This window comes from Thalassospira sp. CH_XMU1420-2, assembly GCF_037029325.1.
GTDB classification, from domain to species: domain Bacteria; phylum Pseudomonadota; class Alphaproteobacteria; order Rhodospirillales; family Thalassospiraceae; genus Thalassospira; species Thalassospira povalilytica.
Genome location: NZ_JAYMEG010000005.1, coordinates 316,448 through 334,083 on the forward strand (window position 1 = coordinate 316,448; position 17,636 = coordinate 334,083).

General features: G+C 54.9%; 15 protein-coding genes. 9 read left to right on the forward strand and 6 right to left on the reverse strand.

What is annotated here, in order from left to right; all coding sequences use genetic code 11:
- Positions 1–2 precede the first annotated feature (2 nt).
- Positions 3–1,091, forward strand: a complete 1,089-nt coding sequence (locus tag WA429_RS16865; protein ID WP_170310300.1) for a succinylglutamate desuccinylase/aspartoacylase family protein — start codon at positions 3–5, stop codon at positions 1,089–1,091.
- A gap of 98 nt (positions 1,092–1,189) precedes the next feature.
- The gene (gene rnd, locus WA429_RS16870; RefSeq protein ID WP_068518208.1) at positions 1,190–2,353 is read left to right on the forward strand and encodes a ribonuclease D; all 1,164 of its coding nucleotides are present in this window, start codon (positions 1,190–1,192) and stop codon (positions 2,351–2,353) included.
- Between the two features lie 83 nt (positions 2,354–2,436).
- On the opposite strand, the gene WA429_RS16875 is transcribed toward rnd, so the two are convergent.
- Complete coding sequence (locus tag WA429_RS16875; RefSeq protein WP_114112658.1) at positions 2,437–3,015, reverse strand: TetR/AcrR family transcriptional regulator; 579 nt, start codon at positions 3,013–3,015, stop codon at positions 2,437–2,439.
- A 173-nt stretch (positions 3,016–3,188) separates the two neighbouring features.
- Here WA429_RS16875 and WA429_RS16880 point away from each other — a divergent pair, with 173 nt between their 5' ends.
- Both WA429_RS16880 and WA429_RS16885 read left to right on the forward strand, forming a co-directional pair.
- Positions 3,189–3,737, forward strand: coding sequence for a carboxymuconolactone decarboxylase family protein (locus WA429_RS16880; RefSeq protein WP_287466341.1), 549 nt, complete (start codon positions 3,189–3,191; stop codon positions 3,735–3,737).
- Between the two features lie 106 nt (positions 3,738–3,843).
- On the forward strand, positions 3,844–4,308 hold the full coding sequence (locus tag WA429_RS16885; RefSeq protein WP_114112656.1) for a nuclear transport factor 2 family protein: 465 nt from the start codon (positions 3,844–3,846) through the stop codon (positions 4,306–4,308).
- Between the two features lie 384 nt (positions 4,309–4,692).
- On the opposite strand, the gene WA429_RS16890 is transcribed toward WA429_RS16885, so the two are convergent.
- Complete coding sequence (locus tag WA429_RS16890; RefSeq protein WP_287466342.1) at positions 4,693–5,559, reverse strand: SDR family oxidoreductase; 867 nt, start codon at positions 5,557–5,559, stop codon at positions 4,693–4,695.
- 100 nt (positions 5,560–5,659) lie between these two features.
- On the opposite strand from WA429_RS16890, the gene WA429_RS16895 reads away from it, so the two are divergent.
- The gene (locus WA429_RS16895) at positions 5,660–6,574 is read left to right on the forward strand and encodes a LysR family transcriptional regulator (RefSeq protein ID WP_287466343.1); all 915 of its coding nucleotides are present in this window, start codon (positions 5,660–5,662) and stop codon (positions 6,572–6,574) included.
- 18 nt (positions 6,575–6,592) lie between these two features.
- Here WA429_RS16895 and WA429_RS16900 read toward each other — a convergent pair whose 3' ends face one another.
- From WA429_RS16900 to WA429_RS16915, 4 genes are all read right to left on the reverse strand, one after another.
- Positions 6,593–7,486, reverse strand: coding sequence for a glycosyltransferase family 2 protein (locus WA429_RS16900; RefSeq protein WP_287466344.1), 894 nt, complete (start codon positions 7,484–7,486; stop codon positions 6,593–6,595).
- 102 nt (positions 7,487–7,588) lie between these two features.
- Positions 7,589–8,875: a DUF1835 domain-containing protein gene (locus WA429_RS16905; RefSeq protein WP_287466345.1), complete on the reverse strand. Its 1,287-nt coding sequence runs from the start codon at positions 8,873–8,875 to the stop codon at positions 7,589–7,591.
- Positions 8,876–9,031: 156 nt separating this feature from the next.
- Positions 9,032–10,510: a Ppx/GppA family phosphatase gene (locus WA429_RS16910; RefSeq protein WP_101248002.1), complete on the reverse strand. Its 1,479-nt coding sequence runs from the start codon at positions 10,508–10,510 to the stop codon at positions 9,032–9,034.
- A gap of 45 nt (positions 10,511–10,555) precedes the next feature.
- Positions 10,556–12,703 (reverse strand): RNA degradosome polyphosphate kinase, encoded by a 2,148-nt coding sequence (locus WA429_RS16915; protein ID WP_068518200.1) that lies wholly within the window; start codon positions 12,701–12,703, stop codon positions 10,556–10,558.
- Positions 12,704–12,902: 199 nt separating this feature from the next.
- Here WA429_RS16915 and WA429_RS16920 point away from each other — a divergent pair, with 199 nt between their 5' ends.
- The 4 genes from WA429_RS16920 to WA429_RS16935 all read left to right on the forward strand — a co-directional run bounded on the left by WA429_RS16920 (position 12,903) and on the right by WA429_RS16935 (position 17,481).
- Positions 12,903–13,439, forward strand: a complete 537-nt coding sequence (locus tag WA429_RS16920) for a SixA phosphatase family protein (protein ID WP_336107670.1) — start codon at positions 12,903–12,905, stop codon at positions 13,437–13,439.
- Between the two features lie 226 nt (positions 13,440–13,665).
- Positions 13,666–15,453, forward strand: a complete 1,788-nt coding sequence (aspS, locus tag WA429_RS16925; protein ID WP_101248067.1) for an aspartate--tRNA ligase — start codon at positions 13,666–13,668, stop codon at positions 15,451–15,453.
- Between the two features lie 181 nt (positions 15,454–15,634).
- Positions 15,635–16,633: an SPOR domain-containing protein gene (locus tag WA429_RS16930; RefSeq protein WP_287466347.1), complete on the forward strand. Its 999-nt coding sequence runs from the start codon at positions 15,635–15,637 to the stop codon at positions 16,631–16,633.
- Positions 16,630–17,481 (forward strand): EipB family protein, encoded by an 852-nt coding sequence (locus tag WA429_RS16935; RefSeq protein WP_231856695.1) that lies wholly within the window; start codon positions 16,630–16,632, stop codon positions 17,479–17,481. The genes WA429_RS16930 and WA429_RS16935 overlap by 4 nt, the downstream gene beginning before the upstream one ends.
- Positions 17,482–17,636 lie beyond the last annotated feature (155 nt).

Sequence of the window (17,636 nt, forward strand, 5' to 3'; positions counted from 1 at the left end):
GCATGAGCGAAACCGGATCGACCAAGGGAAAAGAAAAAACTCCCAAGGCCCCCAAAACACCTGATTTTGAAATTGGCGGGAAAAAGGTTGCTCCGGGGACGCGCAAGATTGTCGATATTCCGATCTCGCTTCTGTCCAACCACACACCGGTCAATCTGACCGTCAATGTCGTGCATGGCAAACGGCCGGGGCCGGTTCTGTTTGTCAGCGGGGCTGTGCATGGTGACGAGATCGTCGGGGTCGAAGTGATCCGCCGTGTCTTGAAATCCCCGGCATTGAAGGGGATGCGCGGCACGTTGCTTGCCGTGCCACTGGTCAATGCATTCGGCTTTTTGAACCACACCCGTTATCTGCCCGACCGTCGCGACCTTAACCGCAGTTTCCCGGGCCATGCGCGCGGATCGCTTGCCGCGCAGCTTGCGCATCTTTTCCTGCATGAAATTGTCGAACGGTCCGATTTCGGGATTGATTTGCATTCGGCCGCGGTTAACCGCGTTAACTTGCCCCAGATCAGGGTCAATGAAGACGACCCGCAAATCATGGAATATGCCGAGGCCTTTGGCGCGCCGATCATCCTGACCAGTCCACTGCGTGAAGGATCACTGCGCCAGGCCGCGCGTGAAATCGGGGTGCCGATCCTGCTGTATGAAGCAGGCGAGGGGCTTCGTTTTGATGAAATGTCGATCCGGGCTGGTGTGTCAGGTGTGCTGCGTGTGATGCGCAAACTTGGCATGACGTCGGAACGCACCGTGCGGACACCGCGCGTGCCATCGTTCAAATCGTCCAACAGTCACTGGCTGCGTGCGCCGGTTGGTGGGATTTTGCGGACCTTCAAGCTGGCAGGTGAATTCGTGCATGCCGGTGATGTTGTCGCAGCGGTGGCCGATCCGTTCGGGCAAACCGACGAAGAAGTCCTGGCGCGCGAGGATGGCCTGATTATCGGGCGGACCAATTTGCCGATCGTCAATCAGGGCGATGCGCTGTTTCATGTCGCGTCAATCAAACGCCCGGCAGAAGTCCAGGAACGCATGGACGCCATCGAAACCCACCTGCAATCCGATCCGCTGCTTGATGAGGATGAAATCATCTAGGGCGGGGCTTTTGGCGATCAGCCATTCCGTCCATGCGGTGGTCTGACCTGCGTCTAAGCCACTGGCGAATTGTTCCGGGCAATGTTATAGCAATCGACATGGAACCTATTACAACTACAGAAGAACTGCGAAGCTTGTGCGATAGCTTGCGCAAGTTCGATTACGTTACAGTCGATACCGAATTCATGCGGGACTCGACATATTGGCCGCAACTGTGTCTTGTGCAGCTTGCGAGTCCGGAACATTCGGACAACGGTGCGGCGGTTGACCCGCTTGCCGAAGGCATTGACCTGTCGCCGCTGTTTGAGCTGATGCAGGATGAAAGCGTGATCAAGGTGTTTCACGCGGCCCGTCAGGATATCGAAATTTTCGTACATTTGTCGGGCAAGGTGCCCCATCCGGTGTTTGATACCCAGGTGGCGGCCATGGTGCTTGGCTATGGTGACCAGGTCGGATACGAGACACTGGTCAACAAGGTCGCGCGCAAAAGCATCGACAAATCCATGCGGTTTACCGACTGGTCACGTCGTCCGTTATCTTCGAAACAGATCAATTATGCGCTTTCGGATGTGACGCATCTGCGCGTGATCTATGAAGATTTCCACGAACGGCTTGAGGCCAATGGCCGGGCGGTCTGGCTTTTCGAAGAAATGGAACGTCTGACCGATCCGTCGATCTATTCGATTGATCCGGCAGATGCCTGGTTGCGTCTCAAGACCCGGTCAAACAGCCCGAAGTTTCTGGCCGTTGCCCGCGCGCTTGGCGAATGGCGCGAGACCGAGGCACAGCGCAAGAACCTGCCGCGCAATCGCATTTTGCGTGATGACACGTTGCTCGATATCGCCGCGCGTCAGCCAATGACCGAAGCCGATCTGGACAAGACCCGCGGTGTTGGCCGCAATTTCGGAAGCTCCAAGCCCGGTCAGGCAATCATCGAGGCAATCAAGGCGGCTTTGGCCTTGCCACAGGATCAGTGGCCCAAACCAAAACAGCGCATTGAATTGCCAGCCGGCATCGGCCCGACGGTTGAGCTTCTCAAGGTGTTGCTCAAGCTGTGCGCCGAGGAAAAGGGTGTGGCCCAGCGACTGGTGGCATCCGGCGATGATTTGCAAAATATTGCCGCAGACGACAATGCCGATGTTCCGGCCATGCATGGCTGGCGTCGCGAATTGTTCGGGCAGTATGCCTTGCGTCTCAAACACGGTCAGCTTGGTCTCAAGCTGAAAAACGGTGAAGTCGTTCTGGTCGATCTTGACGCCTGACGACTTACGCATTGCCGATCAAAAAGACGGAGCCGGATGGCTCCGTTTTTTGTTGGGCGCACGGATCAAGGCAACAGGCTACCTTATGCCGGTATGGCCGCATCCAGAAGGCCGGTGGCAATTGATTTGGCAATCTGGGCCGCATCAGACAGGCCGCGTACCTGTGCGGTTACAATCGCCCCTTCCTTAAGCAGGGCAAGCTGTTCGGCAAGTCCGACCGGATCAGCTGCACCCGCCGCGCTGCAAAGTTCGACAAGATAGTCGAGTATCTTTTTCTTGTGATCGGCGGCAATGCGGTGGGCAGGGTGGTCGAGTTTTGAAAATTCGCCCGATGCATTGATAAACGCACAGCCGGCAAAACCGAGCCCCTTGAAGGCGCGCCCGGTAAACCAGATTTCAAGCGCATCATACATGGCAAGCAGTTTGGCGCGCGGTTCGGACGATGCCTTTTCCATTTCACCGGTCAGCCAGTCCCTGAACTGTTCATCGCGACGTTCAAGGGCGGCAACAATCAGTTCGTCCTTTGATTTGAAATGTTTGTACATCGTCATTTTGGCGACGCCGGACTCGGCAAGAATCTTGTCAATGCCGGTGGCGTTGAAGCCCTGTGTGTAGAACAGGCGCAGCGCCGTATCGATCAGATCGTCGCGTTTTGATCTCAATTTTTTTCTCCAATAGTCAGACCGGTCTGTCTTCTTGTGCCGCGAAGGGCGCAGAAATGCAAGCATTGCACGTTTCAGAACGACCGGTCCAAAAAATATTTGACAAATAGACAGACCTGTCTGTATGTATCGTTCATCAGCTGATGACGCAAAATCTTTTAAGGAGAAAGTCCATGACGCGAATTACGCTTCCTGCATCGATTGATGCTGCACCGGCAAATGCCCAACCGCTTCTTGAAGGCGTGAAAAAACTGCTCGGATCGGTGCCGAACCTGTTTCGTTTGACGGCCAACAGCCCGGCAGCACTTGAAGGCTATCTTGGCCTTAACGGTGCCTTGGCCAAAGGCGCGCTTGATCCCCAGACCCGTGAACGCATCGCCCTTGCGGTTGCCCAGCTTAATGGCTGTGACTATTGCCTGTCGGCGCATACCTATCTTGGCAAGAACCTTGCGAAACTTGACGATGCGGAAATTGCCGCCAATCGCAACGGGGCGTCGACCGATCCGAAGGCCAATGCCGCCGTGCGCTTTGCCGTGGCACTGGTTCATAACCGTGGCCAGGTTTCTGCTGCTGATGTTTTGGCTGTCAAGGAAGCCGGGTTTAGCGAGGCCGAACTGGTCGAGATCGTGGCACATGTCGCGCTGAATACCCTGACCAATTACCTGAATGAGGCGTTCGATACGCCGATTGATTTCCCGGTCGTGACGGCATCTGCCGCCTAAGGGCAGGCCTGCTTCCGGCAAAGCCCCGGTCGGTGGTCCCCCCTCCGCATATCGCTCCGAACCGACCGGGGTTCCTTTTTCAAACCAGCACCAAAGGACAAGATCGATGTCACGGCCGCCGCTTCCTCCCTTTAATATCGAGACCGCCAAACAGAAAGTCCGCCTGGCGGAAGACGGCTGGAACAGCCGTGATCCGCAAAAGGTTTCCCTGGCCTACACGCCAGACAGCCAATGGCGAAACCGTTCGGAAATGTTTGCCGGTCGCGAAAACATTGTCGCTTTTCTGACCCGCAAATGGGCCAGGGAGATGGAATACCGCCTGATCAAGGAGCTGTGGGCGTTTCATGAAAACCGGATCGCCGTGCGCTTTGCCTATGAATATCGCGATGACAGCGGCAACTGGTTCCGTGCCTATGGCAACGAGAATTGGGAATTTGATGAAGATGGCCTGATGCGTCATCGCGTTGCATCGATCAATGACAAACCGATCACGGAACAGGAACGCTTGTTCCATTGGCCGCAAGGACGCCGTCCCGATGATCATCCCGGATTGTCCGATCTTGGGCTTTGATGCCTGACCGCCATGTTCCGTATCGCGAAGCGGACAGGAAATTTCGGCGGAAAACATTCGTCTCCCGGCAGGCAAGGTGGCACGTCCCCGGTGCTGTCTTGTCTGTCACCCCCGCCAGCAAAGGACCCTGAACATGATTGTCAAATATGTTGTCTTTTCGATCACATCGACCGCCGTGCTTTTCGTTTCGACGTTGCTGAGTTTTGCACCGTAAAGCAGGAAGACGAGATCACCGGAATTGCCCCTTGTTCCGATGCCTCCCTGAAACTTGCCGGACCCCGTTTGGGGTCCGTTTTTTTTGGGCGCTGATCTGTTGTGCATGTTGGAAACGAGAACAGCCGCCCGGAACGCCGGGCGGCTGTTTTGTTTGGTGGCAAGGTTGGCTTAGTTCGTCAGGGCCTTGCGAATGAAATCTTCGACAGATTGCGGCTTGCGGCCAACCAGCGTTTCGAAATCATCACTGACGGTTTCGTAATCGCCCTTTTTCGCGCCGACATATAGACCGGCAAGGGCTTCGACCAGATGGCCGGGAAGGCCGATGCTGTTAAGGATCCCGATGTGGACGTCAGCCGGCAGGTCGGCAAAGGTAATGTCCTTGCCAGTCGCCTTGGCGATGTAGCTGGCAATTTCAGTATGGGTCACGGCTTTCGCACCGGTCAGATCATAGGTCGCATTGATGTGGTTTTGGGGATTGGCAAGAACCACTGCGGCGGCCTCGGCCAAATCATTGCGCGGGATATAGGTGATTTTGGCATCGCCCGCCGGTGCGCCATAAGCCCCGGTTTCGAGTGCGTGCGCAACACCGGCAAGCAGAAGGTCGGCATAGAAACTGTTGCGCAGGAAGGTGTAATTCAGGCCGCTTTCCTTGATGTAATTTTCGGTATCAAGGTGAATGGCAGAATAGGTGAAATCGGCATCAGCACGCGGGTCAATGATACTGGTGTAAACCAGATGTCTGACGCCCGCGGCCTTGGCGGCATCAACCGCTGTGCGGTGCTGGGCAATGCGGGTTGCATTGTCGGCTTCTGCTGAAATGATCAGGGCGGTTTCGATGCCCTTGAAGGCAGTGGTCATTAGGGCTAGGTCATCAAAATCACCATGCCGAACATCAACGCCAAGTGCTGCAAGATTTTCGGCCTTGGCCGGGGTGCGGACACTTACCGCAATTTCGCGGGCCGGAAGGCGATCAAGCAGGTGTTTCACAACGAGAGTGCCGAGCTGGCCGGTTGCGCCGGTAATCAGTGTGGTCATTTCAATTCTCCAATTTGGGGCAGGCGTCGCCTGTTCATGACGGAGAATGTGATCTTTAAAACCTATATGGTCAATTCGATGGGTATGATAATAAGTATGCATGAATATCGATGAATTTGATCTTGATTATCGGTTGTTGCGTCTGTTCCTGATCATCTATGACGAAGGATCGGTTACGGCTGCGGCGCATCGTCTTGGTGTTGGGCAGCCCACCGTCAGTCACGGGCTTGACCGGTTGCGCCAGATTATCGGCGATCCGCTTTTTGTGCGGTCGGGGCGATCGGTTGCGCCAACCGCACATGCCGATGAAATCGCGCCGCAGATCCGTGCTTTGTTACAAGGGATGCGTGATCTGACCAGGGTTGTGGCGTTTGACCCGGATGATCCGTCTCATGGCGCGCATTTTACGATTGGGTGTAATGACTATGAAGTCAGCGTCGTCTTGCCGGCATTGATGCAACGATTGCAGTCCTGCAAGGCAGATATTCGTCTCAAGGTCTTGTCGATCAGTGGCGAGGATCATTTCGTCGGCTTGCTGCGCAGTGGCAAGATTGACCATGCCATCAGCATCCAGTCGGCGGGCAAGCATGCCGATATCGCAATGCAGGCGCTGTTTCGTGAACAGATGCGCTGCTTTTATGATCCGGGTTTTCATGATGCTGCGCCCGATACCCTTGATCGGTACTGTGCGGCCGATCATGCACGTGTGATCATCGGGGCGAATGACGTGTCGGCGATTGACGATTTGCTGCGTGCAACAGGCCGATCACGCCGCACGGCGTTGCAGGTTTCAACCTTTGCCAGCATTCCAAACCTGATCCGCGGCACCAAGGTCATCGCGACATTGCCGTCGCGATTGGCGGAAAACGTGATGGGGGGCTTTGCGACCTGTGACTTTCCGCTGGAATTTCCCGAATATGGCTTTGCCCAATACTGGCACGTCCGGAACGCCGCAAACGCAGCCCATAAATGGCTGCGCAGCGAGATTTTCAGGATTGCAAAGCTGTTAACTTGAATGACCTTGCAGCAGGTTCTAATCAAATTGTTCGTGAGTAATTTTTGTTGCACGGCAACCAAATATCGAACTTACCGTTCCGCAGAACCGGGCGAGGTCCCGCCAGCTTTTCTTTCGGTTTCCGATCAAAATATATGCAATAGCTCGTAGGCCGAATTTGGCTCCAAGTTTTGACCCGATACAAAGTGCAGCTAATTGACCTTTGTATTTGCGTTCGAAATAGACACGTGACCAAGCAAAGTGCCAAAATTTACGCCAATAATAAGCACGGTTTGGACGCACCGAGCCGCCGTTAAGATGGGTAACCACCGAAGTTGGTACCAGAACCACATTATAGCCAGCTGCACGCAGACGCAGACAAAGGTCGTCGTCTTCGAAATACAAATAGATGTTTGGATCGAAATAGCCGATTTTTCGTGCCGCCGTTTTGCGAATTAGATTGACGGCACCGGAAAGAAACTCGACACAAATCGGACCTTCGGCGATCTGTGTGAATTTTGGTCTTTTCGTGTTGTTGCGGTGCCAGATATCTACGTTATAGCTAAGCTCAACCTTTTGGTTGTCGTCAAGGTGGATCGGCCCAAACATGCCAGCATCCGGGTAGGTGTCTGCAGCCTGTTCAAGAGCAGATATTGCTTCCTTGCTTACAAGTGAGTCCGGGTTTGCAATCAGAGCAAATTCTGTCGCAACTTTTTTAAGGCCACGGCTCGCCGCATTGCCGTAACCAAGGCCGATTTCGTTGTAGATGATTTGTGCATCAGGACGGAGTTCATTGGCTAGCTCGAGAGTGTTATCCGTCGAGGCATTATCGATAATAATCAGTGGGATTTCTTTGGGAATTGTGCTGAGAAAATTCCGAAAAACCAAGCCGCTGTTATAGGTGACTGTGACGATTGTCGTTCTTGGCTGCATTAAAGATTCTAACTTGAATTTTGTGAGAAACGTCAGAGAATTTATGGGATTTTGATGCGATTTACTAGTACTGAGACCAAGTAAGTAACGAAGGCACTATAATCATGGTCCGAATAGTCTATAGGGCCTCACTTCGATCCCGCCGACCCAGCGGGTGGTGGTGAAATTGTCGAGGAAGTTTTGGTTGCCTGCCAATGTGTCTGAGCCAGTAGCGGTTATGGTCAGGATGCGGGTTGGCCAGTGCTGGTCCGGATTGTCTGACAGGGTAAATAGCGGCGATTTGCAGTGCATCATGGTCTGGATTTCAGACCAGAACATCAGGTCGGCCAGATAGGGAAGCGGATCGTAGCTTCGCATGAGATGGGCATAGATTTTGCCAACCGGAAGCGGGCCGTGATCGCGTGCGATCTGAAGGACAAGTTTCTGCGTCAGGCCAAGCCCCGACTGCGGGTCCGGCAATTCGGCGATGTGGCGTTCAAGGGCCGGGATCAGATGGGGCAGGGCGCTGGTTCCGGTTTGGATGAATTTTTCCAGTGCGTCGGGTGTTGCGGAGCGAATGGCCTTCCATGCCGTGCGACCGGTTTCAAGCATGGCGTCAGTCACCGATACCCGATGATTTTCCCAGCACCAGATCAGCAGTTCCGGGGACAATTGCCCAAGACCGATAAAACGCTCCACACCGGGGATTGCACCGACCGATATCAATTCGATCCTTGTCGCGGGTCGTGCGGTGGCGATGAAGTCCATCAGGAAGGCCAGAATAAGCTGGTCGTAGCCGTCATGTTCGAACCATAAAACCACATGATCATATTGATCCAGGCGGTTCAGCGCAGCATATTCGCGTTTGCTTCTGGCCAATGCATCCTTTGGGGTGATGTGATAACCGCTTGCGATGAAATCGGCGCGAACTGAAATGAATTCATCAAGCGGTAGATCCGGCACCGGCCCCTGACAGAACGGATCGGCAAATTCCAGAAAATCCCCGACAAAACCGGCAATGCCAAGTCCGTTCCGGATGTCTGATCCGCAACGCAGATGCAGGGTGCGTTTGGTATCAAGCACGGGTGGATTTCCGCTGGAAATCTGACGGTTCTGTTCGGTGATGCGGTCGATATGGTTTTTCAGTTTGGGCCAACTGGCAAAGCCGTTTTCCCGTGCAATCACCAATTGGGCGTCGGCAAGCCGGATATCGGCAAATCCCGCAGCCCCGGTCGGATGATTTGCATCGACAAAGCGTTGTTGCGCGGTTTGGTTCCCGGCACGCAGGGCGCGCAAAAGATCCTTGGCGCGCTTTCGTTGCTGTTCAAGGTTCAGGCGCCCGTCAAAGAAGATGCGGTTTGGGCGCGAAGATTTGGCTTTATCGGATTTCGTTGTGCGTGATGCAGACATACGATTCCCCTGATCATAACGCCTGTGTCCGCCAGACAGGCAAGGAAACCGTGTGTTTCATATGTGTTAAACCGGGCGCAGCCCTTTCCGCGGACGGGGTGCTTGGAAGCATCCCCAACATAGCGGCTTTCGGTGCGAAAGCAAACCGTTCCCGATTTACACCAGACGGACTTCACTTTCGCGGTTCATGAGCTTGGCCAGTTTGGAAAGCCTTTGTTCGACCACTTCGCCGTAAAGTGCGGCGACCTGCTTGTCGAATTCGAGGATCAATTTATCGGCTTCGAGGACGAGACGGGTTTTTGGCAATATCCCCTCAACCCCGCCTGAAAGCGTATGGCCAAGACGGATGGCATGACCAAACAGTCGGCCGGTCAGACGGTCATCCTCGTCAAGGATGCGTTCGCTTGATTCATCACCTTTGAAGTTGCCGGTATAGCGCGACCCGATGGTATAGGCGAGAAACACCCGGTCATGGTGATTGAGATCAAGATAGGGGTGGCGCAAAATCCGGTTATAGCTTTGGATTGCCCGGTAATCGGGGTGTTCGTTCCATCCGATATCGCCAATAATGCAGGCCGCCAGACGCAGCCGTTCGATATTGACCGGAAGTGCGGTAAAGATCGGGGCGCACCAGTGGGCAAGTTCTTCGCCATGCTGGTGGAAGCGTTCGCCGTCTTCGGCGAAGCTCAGACAGGCATCAAGTACCGGATCGCGCTGACGCAAGTCTTCGGGCAGGACTTCATACATCCAGCCTTCGCGCAATCCGTGTCCGGAAAAGACCACTTCGCTTGGGCGCATGCGGGCCATCAACATATTCATGACAAGGGCAGCATGGGGCAGGCTGTCAATACGGCGTTTTGAAACACCGCCAACCTTTTCAAGCGAGATGCGACTTTGCTGGGAAATGATATGGGTCAGTTCATCCATTTCCGAACGCGGCATTGCCAGGTTATGGACAACCGAAATCGGATAGTTTTCCTGGGCGATGAACAGTTTTGCGATCGAGCGCCATGACCCGCCAACCGCAAAAAGCTGTTGCCCGGCGGCCTCTGCCAGCCAGTCGACACTGTCGAGATGGCGGGTGATTTCACTGGTCAGGCGGGCGCGATCAGACCCAAATACCGCATGAAGGCGCATTGCCCCCAAGGGCAGGCTGACGCGTTTTTTGATTTCGCCCTGATCAAGAAGAACCAGTTCGAGCGACCCGCCACCAATATCGCCCATGATGCCGGTCGCAACCGGGTCGCCGGAAATAATGCCAAGTGCCGAAAGCCTTGCTTCTTCAAGGCCGTCAATCACCTTGACGGTCAATCCGGTTTCCTTGGCGATGCGATCGCAAAACAGCTGACCGTCACTGGCCGCACGGACCGCCGCGGTGGCAAGCACATCGACATGTGTAACTTTCATCGCCCGCAGAAGCGTTGCAAACCGGTGCATGGCGACCACGGCAAGCTCGACCCCTTCGGGATTGAGCTTGCCGGTATCTTCCGGATCACGCCCCAGTCCGCACATGACTTTCTCGTTGAAAATCGGGATCGGGGCACGCGTCATGCCGTCGAAAATCACAAGGCGCACAGAGTTGGAGCCAACATCAATGATCGCGATGCGGTTGGAAGCCCGTTGGTCAGTTAGCATACTGTTGGTGGCACCTGTTGGTCGTGTGTCTGCATTTTGACGGCATCAGTCATCAAGTTGCAGAACGGGGACATTCGGGTCCTCTTCATTCAGGGCGCTGCCGCGACCTGACAGGGACGGGTTGGTCATGAAATACTGATGGGATGAAAATGCCTTTTGATCAGCTTCACAACGTTCGTAAGAGCCATCTGGCTGAAGATACCAGGCCTGTGCAGTGTCCTTGAGATTGGCAATCATGATCTGTTCAACAATCTGGCGCTGACAGGTCGGGTTTTCAACCGGAACAAGGGTTTCAACACGGCGGTTCAAATTGCGTGGCATCCAGTCGGCAGAGGAGATGAATGCTTTGGCCTTGCGCGACGGAAGTTTGGCCCCGTTGGCAAAGACCACAATGCGCGAATGTTCAAGGAACCGGCCGACAATCGATTTGACGCGAATGTTTTCCGAAAGCCCCGGCACACCCGGGCGCAAACAGCAAATCCCGCGCACCACCAGTTCGACATGAACGCCCGCCTGGCTTGCACGATAAAGTGCATCGATTACTACCGGATCGACAAGACTGTTCATCTTGGCCCAGATGCCGGACGGTTTGCCGGCCTTGCAGTTTTCGATTTCCTGATCGATGTGGGTCAGAAGGGTCGGGCGCAGGGTATGCGGGGCAATCGCGATTTTTTCCAAAGAACGCGGCGTGGCATAGCCGGTCATGAAATTAAAGATGCTTGCCGCATCACGCCCCAGTGCCGGATCGCACGAGAAGAAGGAAATATCGGTATAGAATTTGGCCGTGATCGGATGATAGTTGCCGGTACCGAAATGGACATAGGTTTTAAGGCCGTGGGTTTCACGGCGGACAACCAGCGACACCTTGGCGTGGGTTTTCCAGTCAAGGAAGCCATAGACCACCTGACAGCCCGCACGTTCAAGGTCGGCCGCCCAGCGCAGGTTGGCTTCTTCGTCAAAGCGGGCTTTGAGCTCGACCATGGCGGTAACGGATTTTCCGGCCTCGGCCGCGGCGATCAGGGCTTTGACGATCGGGCTGTTTTCCGACGTACGGTAAAGCGTCTGTTTGATGGTGACGACATCGGGATCACGCGCTGCCTGAAGCAGGAACTGCACCACCACGTCGAAATCTTCGAACGGGTGGTGAACCACAAGGTCCTTTTTGCTGATCGCGGCAAAGCAATCGCCGCCAAAGTCGCGCACCCGTTCCGGATAGCGCGCGGCATAGGGCGCAAACAGCAAATCATGATGCAGATCGGAATCGATCAACTGTTTGACATCGACAACCCCCAAAAGACCATCAACCTTGACGACTTCTTCGAGTGCGACATCAAGTTCGTCGATCACAAAGTCCAGAAGGTCTTCGGGCATGCCGGCATTGACCTTAAGGCGGATGATGCTGCCACGACGGCGGCGTTTAAGAGCGGTTTTGAAAACGCGCACCAGGTCTTCTGCTTCTTCTTCGATCTCGACATCCGAGTCACGGATGACGCGGAAGAAACCATGTTCGATCATATCGAAGCCCGGGAACAGCTTGCCGAGATACAGCAAGATCGCCTGTTCGACCGGAAGATAGCGTTCGGTCCGGCCGGGCAGGCGCAGGAAACGGCCGATCTTTTGCGGGACCGGGATCAGACCACGCATATTGTGACCATCCGCCGGGTCAAACAGCTGCATCACAATGGCAAAGCCAAGGTTGGGAATGAACGGGAACGGGTGTGACGGGTCAATCGCAAGCGGGGTCAGGGTCGGGAAGATTTCCCGCATGAAATAGCCATCAAGCCATTTGCGATCGGTCTGAGTCAGATCGGATTGATCAATGACCGAGATGCCCTGTTGTTCCATTTCACGGCTGAGCTGGCGCCAGATGCGCTGCTGATCCTGCATCAACTGGTTGGCATCAAAGGTAATGGCGCGCAGCTGTTCGGACGGGCTCATGCCATCCTGGCTGACTTTGGTCATGCCGGCACGAAGTTGCCCGACAAGGCCGGCGACGCGGACCATGTAGAATTCATCAAGGTTGCTGGCCGAAATCGACAGAAAGCGCAAACGTTCAAGCAGCGGGTGCCCGCTGTTCTGGGCTTCTTCAAGAACACGATTGTTGAAAGCCAGCCACGAAAGTTCGCGATTGATAAAACGGCTTTCCGAATCAATGGTGATCGCGCTTGATTGAACTGCAGCGGCGTGAGTCACGCTATGCCTCCTGCGGATTGAGGGAATGTCTTTGAATTTATGCGACAGGTCCCGGTTGCAAATGGAGTATAGGATAACTGTTTGCGCCCGTGCAATTTTCTTAAATTTATGTGTCAGTTTTTCTGATGGCATCGCGGGCGTTGATATGGCATGGAAGAACACCGTTTGATCATCCTTCATGGCCGTAAAGACCAAAGACATGAAAACGTTGCTGTTGCTCAGACATGCCAAATCAAGCTGGGCCGATCCCGGTCGGGCCGACCATGATCGGGAATTGAACCGCCGTGGCGAGAAGGCAGCCCCCTTTATGGGGCGTTACTTGCGCGAGCAGGCTCTGATCCCTGATCTGGTGTGGTGTTCGACAGCCGCCCGTGCGGTTCAGACGCTTGGCCTTCTTGGGCGTGATTTTGCCAGCAATGCGGACGTTATCTATAGCGAAGATCTTTATATGGCGGGGGAACGGGTGCTGCTTGAAAGTTTGCATCACACCCACGAGGACGCAAATTCCGTGATGTTCATCGGCCATAATCCGGGGATGGAACAATTCGCCCAGGCACTGTTTGGCGGCGGGGACGAGGGCGCGCGCGACGCCATGGCACGAAAATTCCCGACATGTGCGTTGGCGCATTTTGAATTTGATGTTGAAAACTGGACCGATATTGCTTTTGGCACCGGCAGGCTGATCGGCTTTACCAAGGTCAAGGAATTGCAGGCTGTCAAAATTGGATCGGAATGATTTGACGGTCTCTGGTGACAGCACTTGACGCGCAGCCCCCGAGAGCGTTTTATACCGCTGAAATTTTGACGCCGCGTCTGAACGGCAACCGACACATCACAGCAAAACGTCCCGAATTGTTCGGGCCGGGCACGTTGTGGTGCGTTTTTTGTTTGACAGCGCGGGTCTGGCATGCACCTTTGCGGCCAAATTTGCGGCCCAAAATATAAAGCAACCTGGAATGACAATGCATCCTTATCGCTCACACAATTGTAATGCGCTGCGCGCGACTGACGCAGATGCGGAAGTTCGTCTGTCTGGCTGGATTCACCGTAAGCGTGACCACGGCAACCTTCTGTTTGTTGACCTGCGCGACCATTACGGCATCACCCAGGTCGTGATCGACATTTCCAGCCCGCTGTTTGAAACGCTTGATAAAGCGCGCGCCGAAAGCGTGATCACGGTGGATGGCAAGGTTGTCAAACGTACCGCAGAAACCATCAACCCGAATCTGCCGACCGGCGAGATCGAAGTTTACGCATCGAATGTCGAAGTTCAGTCTTCGGCCGAAGTGTTGCCGATGCCGGTCTTTGGCGATGTCGAATATGGCGAGGAAATCCGCCTGCGTCACCGTTATCTCGACCTGCGTCGTGAAAGCGTGCATTCCAACATCGTTCTGCGTTCCAAAGTCATTTCGGCCATGCGTCAGAAAATGACCGCACAGGGCTTCCTGGAAATCCAGACCCCGATCCTGACGGCAAGTTCGCCGGAAGGCGCGCGTGACTTCCTGGTGCCGTCGCGCATGCATCCGGGCAAGTTCTATGCCCTGCCGCAGGCCCCGCAGCAGTTCAAACAGCTTCTGATGGTTTCGGGCTTTGACCGTTACTTCCAGATCGCACCGTGCTTCCGTGATGAAGACGCCCGTGCCGACCGTTCGCCGGGCGAGTTTTATCAGCTCGACTTCGAGATGGCCTTTGCCACCCAGGAAGACGTGTTTGCCGCGATTGAGCCGGTTCTGTACGAAATCTTTGTCGAGTTCGGCGGTGGTCGCGATGTAACCCCGTTCCCGTTCCCGCGTATTCCGTTTGATGAATCGATGGCGAAATACGGTTCGGACAAGCCGGACCTGCGCAACCCGCTGATCATTTCCGATGTGACTGAGCCGTTCCGTGGTTCGAGCTTTGGCATCTTTGCGTCGAACATCGAAAAAGGTTCGGTCGTTCGTGCCATTCCGGCAACCGGTGCCGCAGCACGCCCGCGCAGCTTCTTTGACAAACTCAATTCCTGGGCACGTGATGAAGGTGCGGCTGGTCTTGGCTATATCGTTTATGGCGAAGACGGCGAAGCAAAAGGCCCGATTGCCAAGAACCTTGACGCTGATCGTATCGCCCAGATCAAGGAAATCACCGGTGTTGCCAATGGCGACGCGGTCTTCTTTGTCTGTGACAAGGCACTGGCAGCCGCCAAATTCGCCGGCAAGGTCCGTGACAAGGTCTGTGACGAACTTGAACTGCGTGAAGAAGGCATGTTCAAATTCTGCTGGATCGTTGATTTCCCGATGTATGAGGAAGACGACGACGGCAAGATCGAATTCAGCCACAACCCGTTCTCGATGCCGCAGGGTGGCCTTGAAGCACTTGAGACCATGAACCCGCTCGATATCAAGGCGTGGCAGTATGACATCGTCTGTAACGGTATCGAACTGTCGTCGGGTGCCATTCGTAACCATCGCCCGGACATCATGTATCGTGCGTTCGAAATCGCCGGTTACGGCAAGGATGTTGTCGAAGAACAGTTCGGTGGCATGCTTAACGCATTCAAATTCGGCGCCCCGCCGCACGGTGGTTCCGCACCGGGTGTTGACCGTATCGTCATGCTGCTGGCAGACGAGCCGAACATTCGTGAAGTCATTGCCTTCCCGCTGAACCAGCAGGCGCAGGACCTTATGATGAATGCGCCGTCGAATGTCGAAGACAAGCAGCTCAAGGAATTGCATCTGCGTGTCCAGATGCCGCCGAAGGCGAAAAAAGACTGATTGAAAGACCGGTCATCCGACCTAGATTTCAAACGTAAAGAGCGGCCCGGTTTTCCGGGCCGTTTTTCGTTGAACTTGTGCCCGACCGGATGATGCGGGCAGGTTTTGGTTACCTAATATTAACCGCCAATGCGTCAAAGTGCCCGCAAGAGAACAAATTTGATCCTGCGGGGGACGGGCTGTGAAAAAGATACTAGTTGTGGCGGCACCTTTGGCGCTGAGCGCATGTGGCGGGCCGATCGAACTTACCGTCGCCAAACTGGCAGGTGACCTGATCAGTTATGTCACAACCGGCAAAAGCACCACCGATCACGCCGTTTCAATCGTCGCCGCGCAGGATTGCGCCTTGCACCGTCCGCTGTTTGATCAGGATGTTTGCAAGGATGAGGACACCATCCTTGAGGAAGAGGCCGCCGCCCTTGCGGTGATGGGCGAGCCCGAAATCAAACGTGAAATTCGCGCCGCCCGCCCGGAAATCTATGCGGTCAATGCACCGGCTGAAAACTGGTCGCGCCCGGCCGACATGACGGCCACCCCGATGATCAAAACCGATCTTCCGCCGCGCGCAAGCGTGACAGAAGTCGCACTTGATGCACCTGTCGCACCAGTCGATGAAGTGCCGACCGATCAAGTGGCAACCAATGACGGGCTTGCCGATGCACAGCCGGTTGAAGTCGCATCTGCGAGCGAGCAACTCGATCTTGGTGATGTGAATTCATATGGCCGCGAGGGGAATGTGCTTGATCCCCAGGCCGAAGCCGATGCGGCAATTGCCGGGTATGTCCCCGATGCAAAACCGGCCGAGCCGGCCCTGAACGGAACCGTAACGGCCGCCCTGGTCGATACCACCGTTATGACCGATGATGGCACAACGGTTTCCGCGCCGATTGATGTGACCAAAGACGGCCAGGGATTGGCCGGTGATGTACTTGCAGCGCCGCTGCCCGGTGACTATGTCATTCTGGCAAGTTTTACCGACAAGCTCCGTGCTCAGAAGGCGCTTGAGATTTATCACGAATATCAGCCGCGACTTTTGAATGCACTTGTCAGTGGCCGCACCTATATGCGGGTCGCTGTCGGGCCGCTTTCGGCAGAACATGCAAATGATTTACGCCTTCTTGCTGCCAAAAAGGGTGTTAAAGATCCCTGGATTGTCGGGATTGGCGCCACCGGAGAGTGATTTTGTCGGTTTTGTTTTCGAAGTTTGAAGTCAATCGGCGTTCCTTTGCAGGAACGCTGATCTTGTGTTCGGGCCTTGCCGGATGTGCAGCACAGGCGGGGAATATTTCCGCCATGGAAAGCACGATGGTGCCCCATGTCGCAGAATATCATTTCAAGATGACCCGGTCCGAGCAGGGCAGTTCGGTGGTCGATGCGTCCGGTGTTCTGGGCTATCGCTTTGAAAAAATGTGCGATGGCTGGGTCACAGAGATGCAGCAGATCATGATCCTGCAAGGGGCCGAAGGGGCGTCAATCAATTCCGCCTATTCGATGACCCAGTGGGAAAACTTCGCCGGGACACAATACCGGTTCAGAATGCGCGATTATCTTGATGGCACCAAGGTCGACGAAATCGTTGGCAAGGCCGTGCGTGAAAGCGACGGGGTGACGGTCACCTATGAAATCCCGGTCGAAGTCACCGAAGAACTTCCGGCTGATACCATGTTCCCGACACAGCATTCGGTCGAGCTATTAAAACGGGCGGCTGCCGGCGAGAAATTTGGCAATGATCTGGTCTTTGATGGCAGCGGGGAAACCCCGACCAACCGGATTGCGGTGGTGATTTCCGGTGAAAAGAAACCCGAACACAAGGCCGATGATCCCGACGGGATCGCCGATACGCCGTTTCACCGCATGAGCTTGGCATTCTATCCGCTGGGCGAGGCGGAAAACGGACCTTCGACCGAAATGGCGGTCGATTTCGGGGAAAACGGTGTGGCCCATGCCATGCGGTTTGATTATGGCGAGTTCGAAGTGTTCGGCACTTTGGACAAGGTATCGAAGTTGCCGCAACCCGATTGCGGATGACGCCTGTGAATGATCGGGTGATGCGTACATCAACCCACAAAAAAAGCCTGCCACATTGGCAGGCTTTTTTTGTGGGGGTGTCTCGTCCTGAAATATGTTGTCACCATGAGGAGACGACAATGTCCTGTTCAGGAACGGAGCGCCGCAAGCGCACC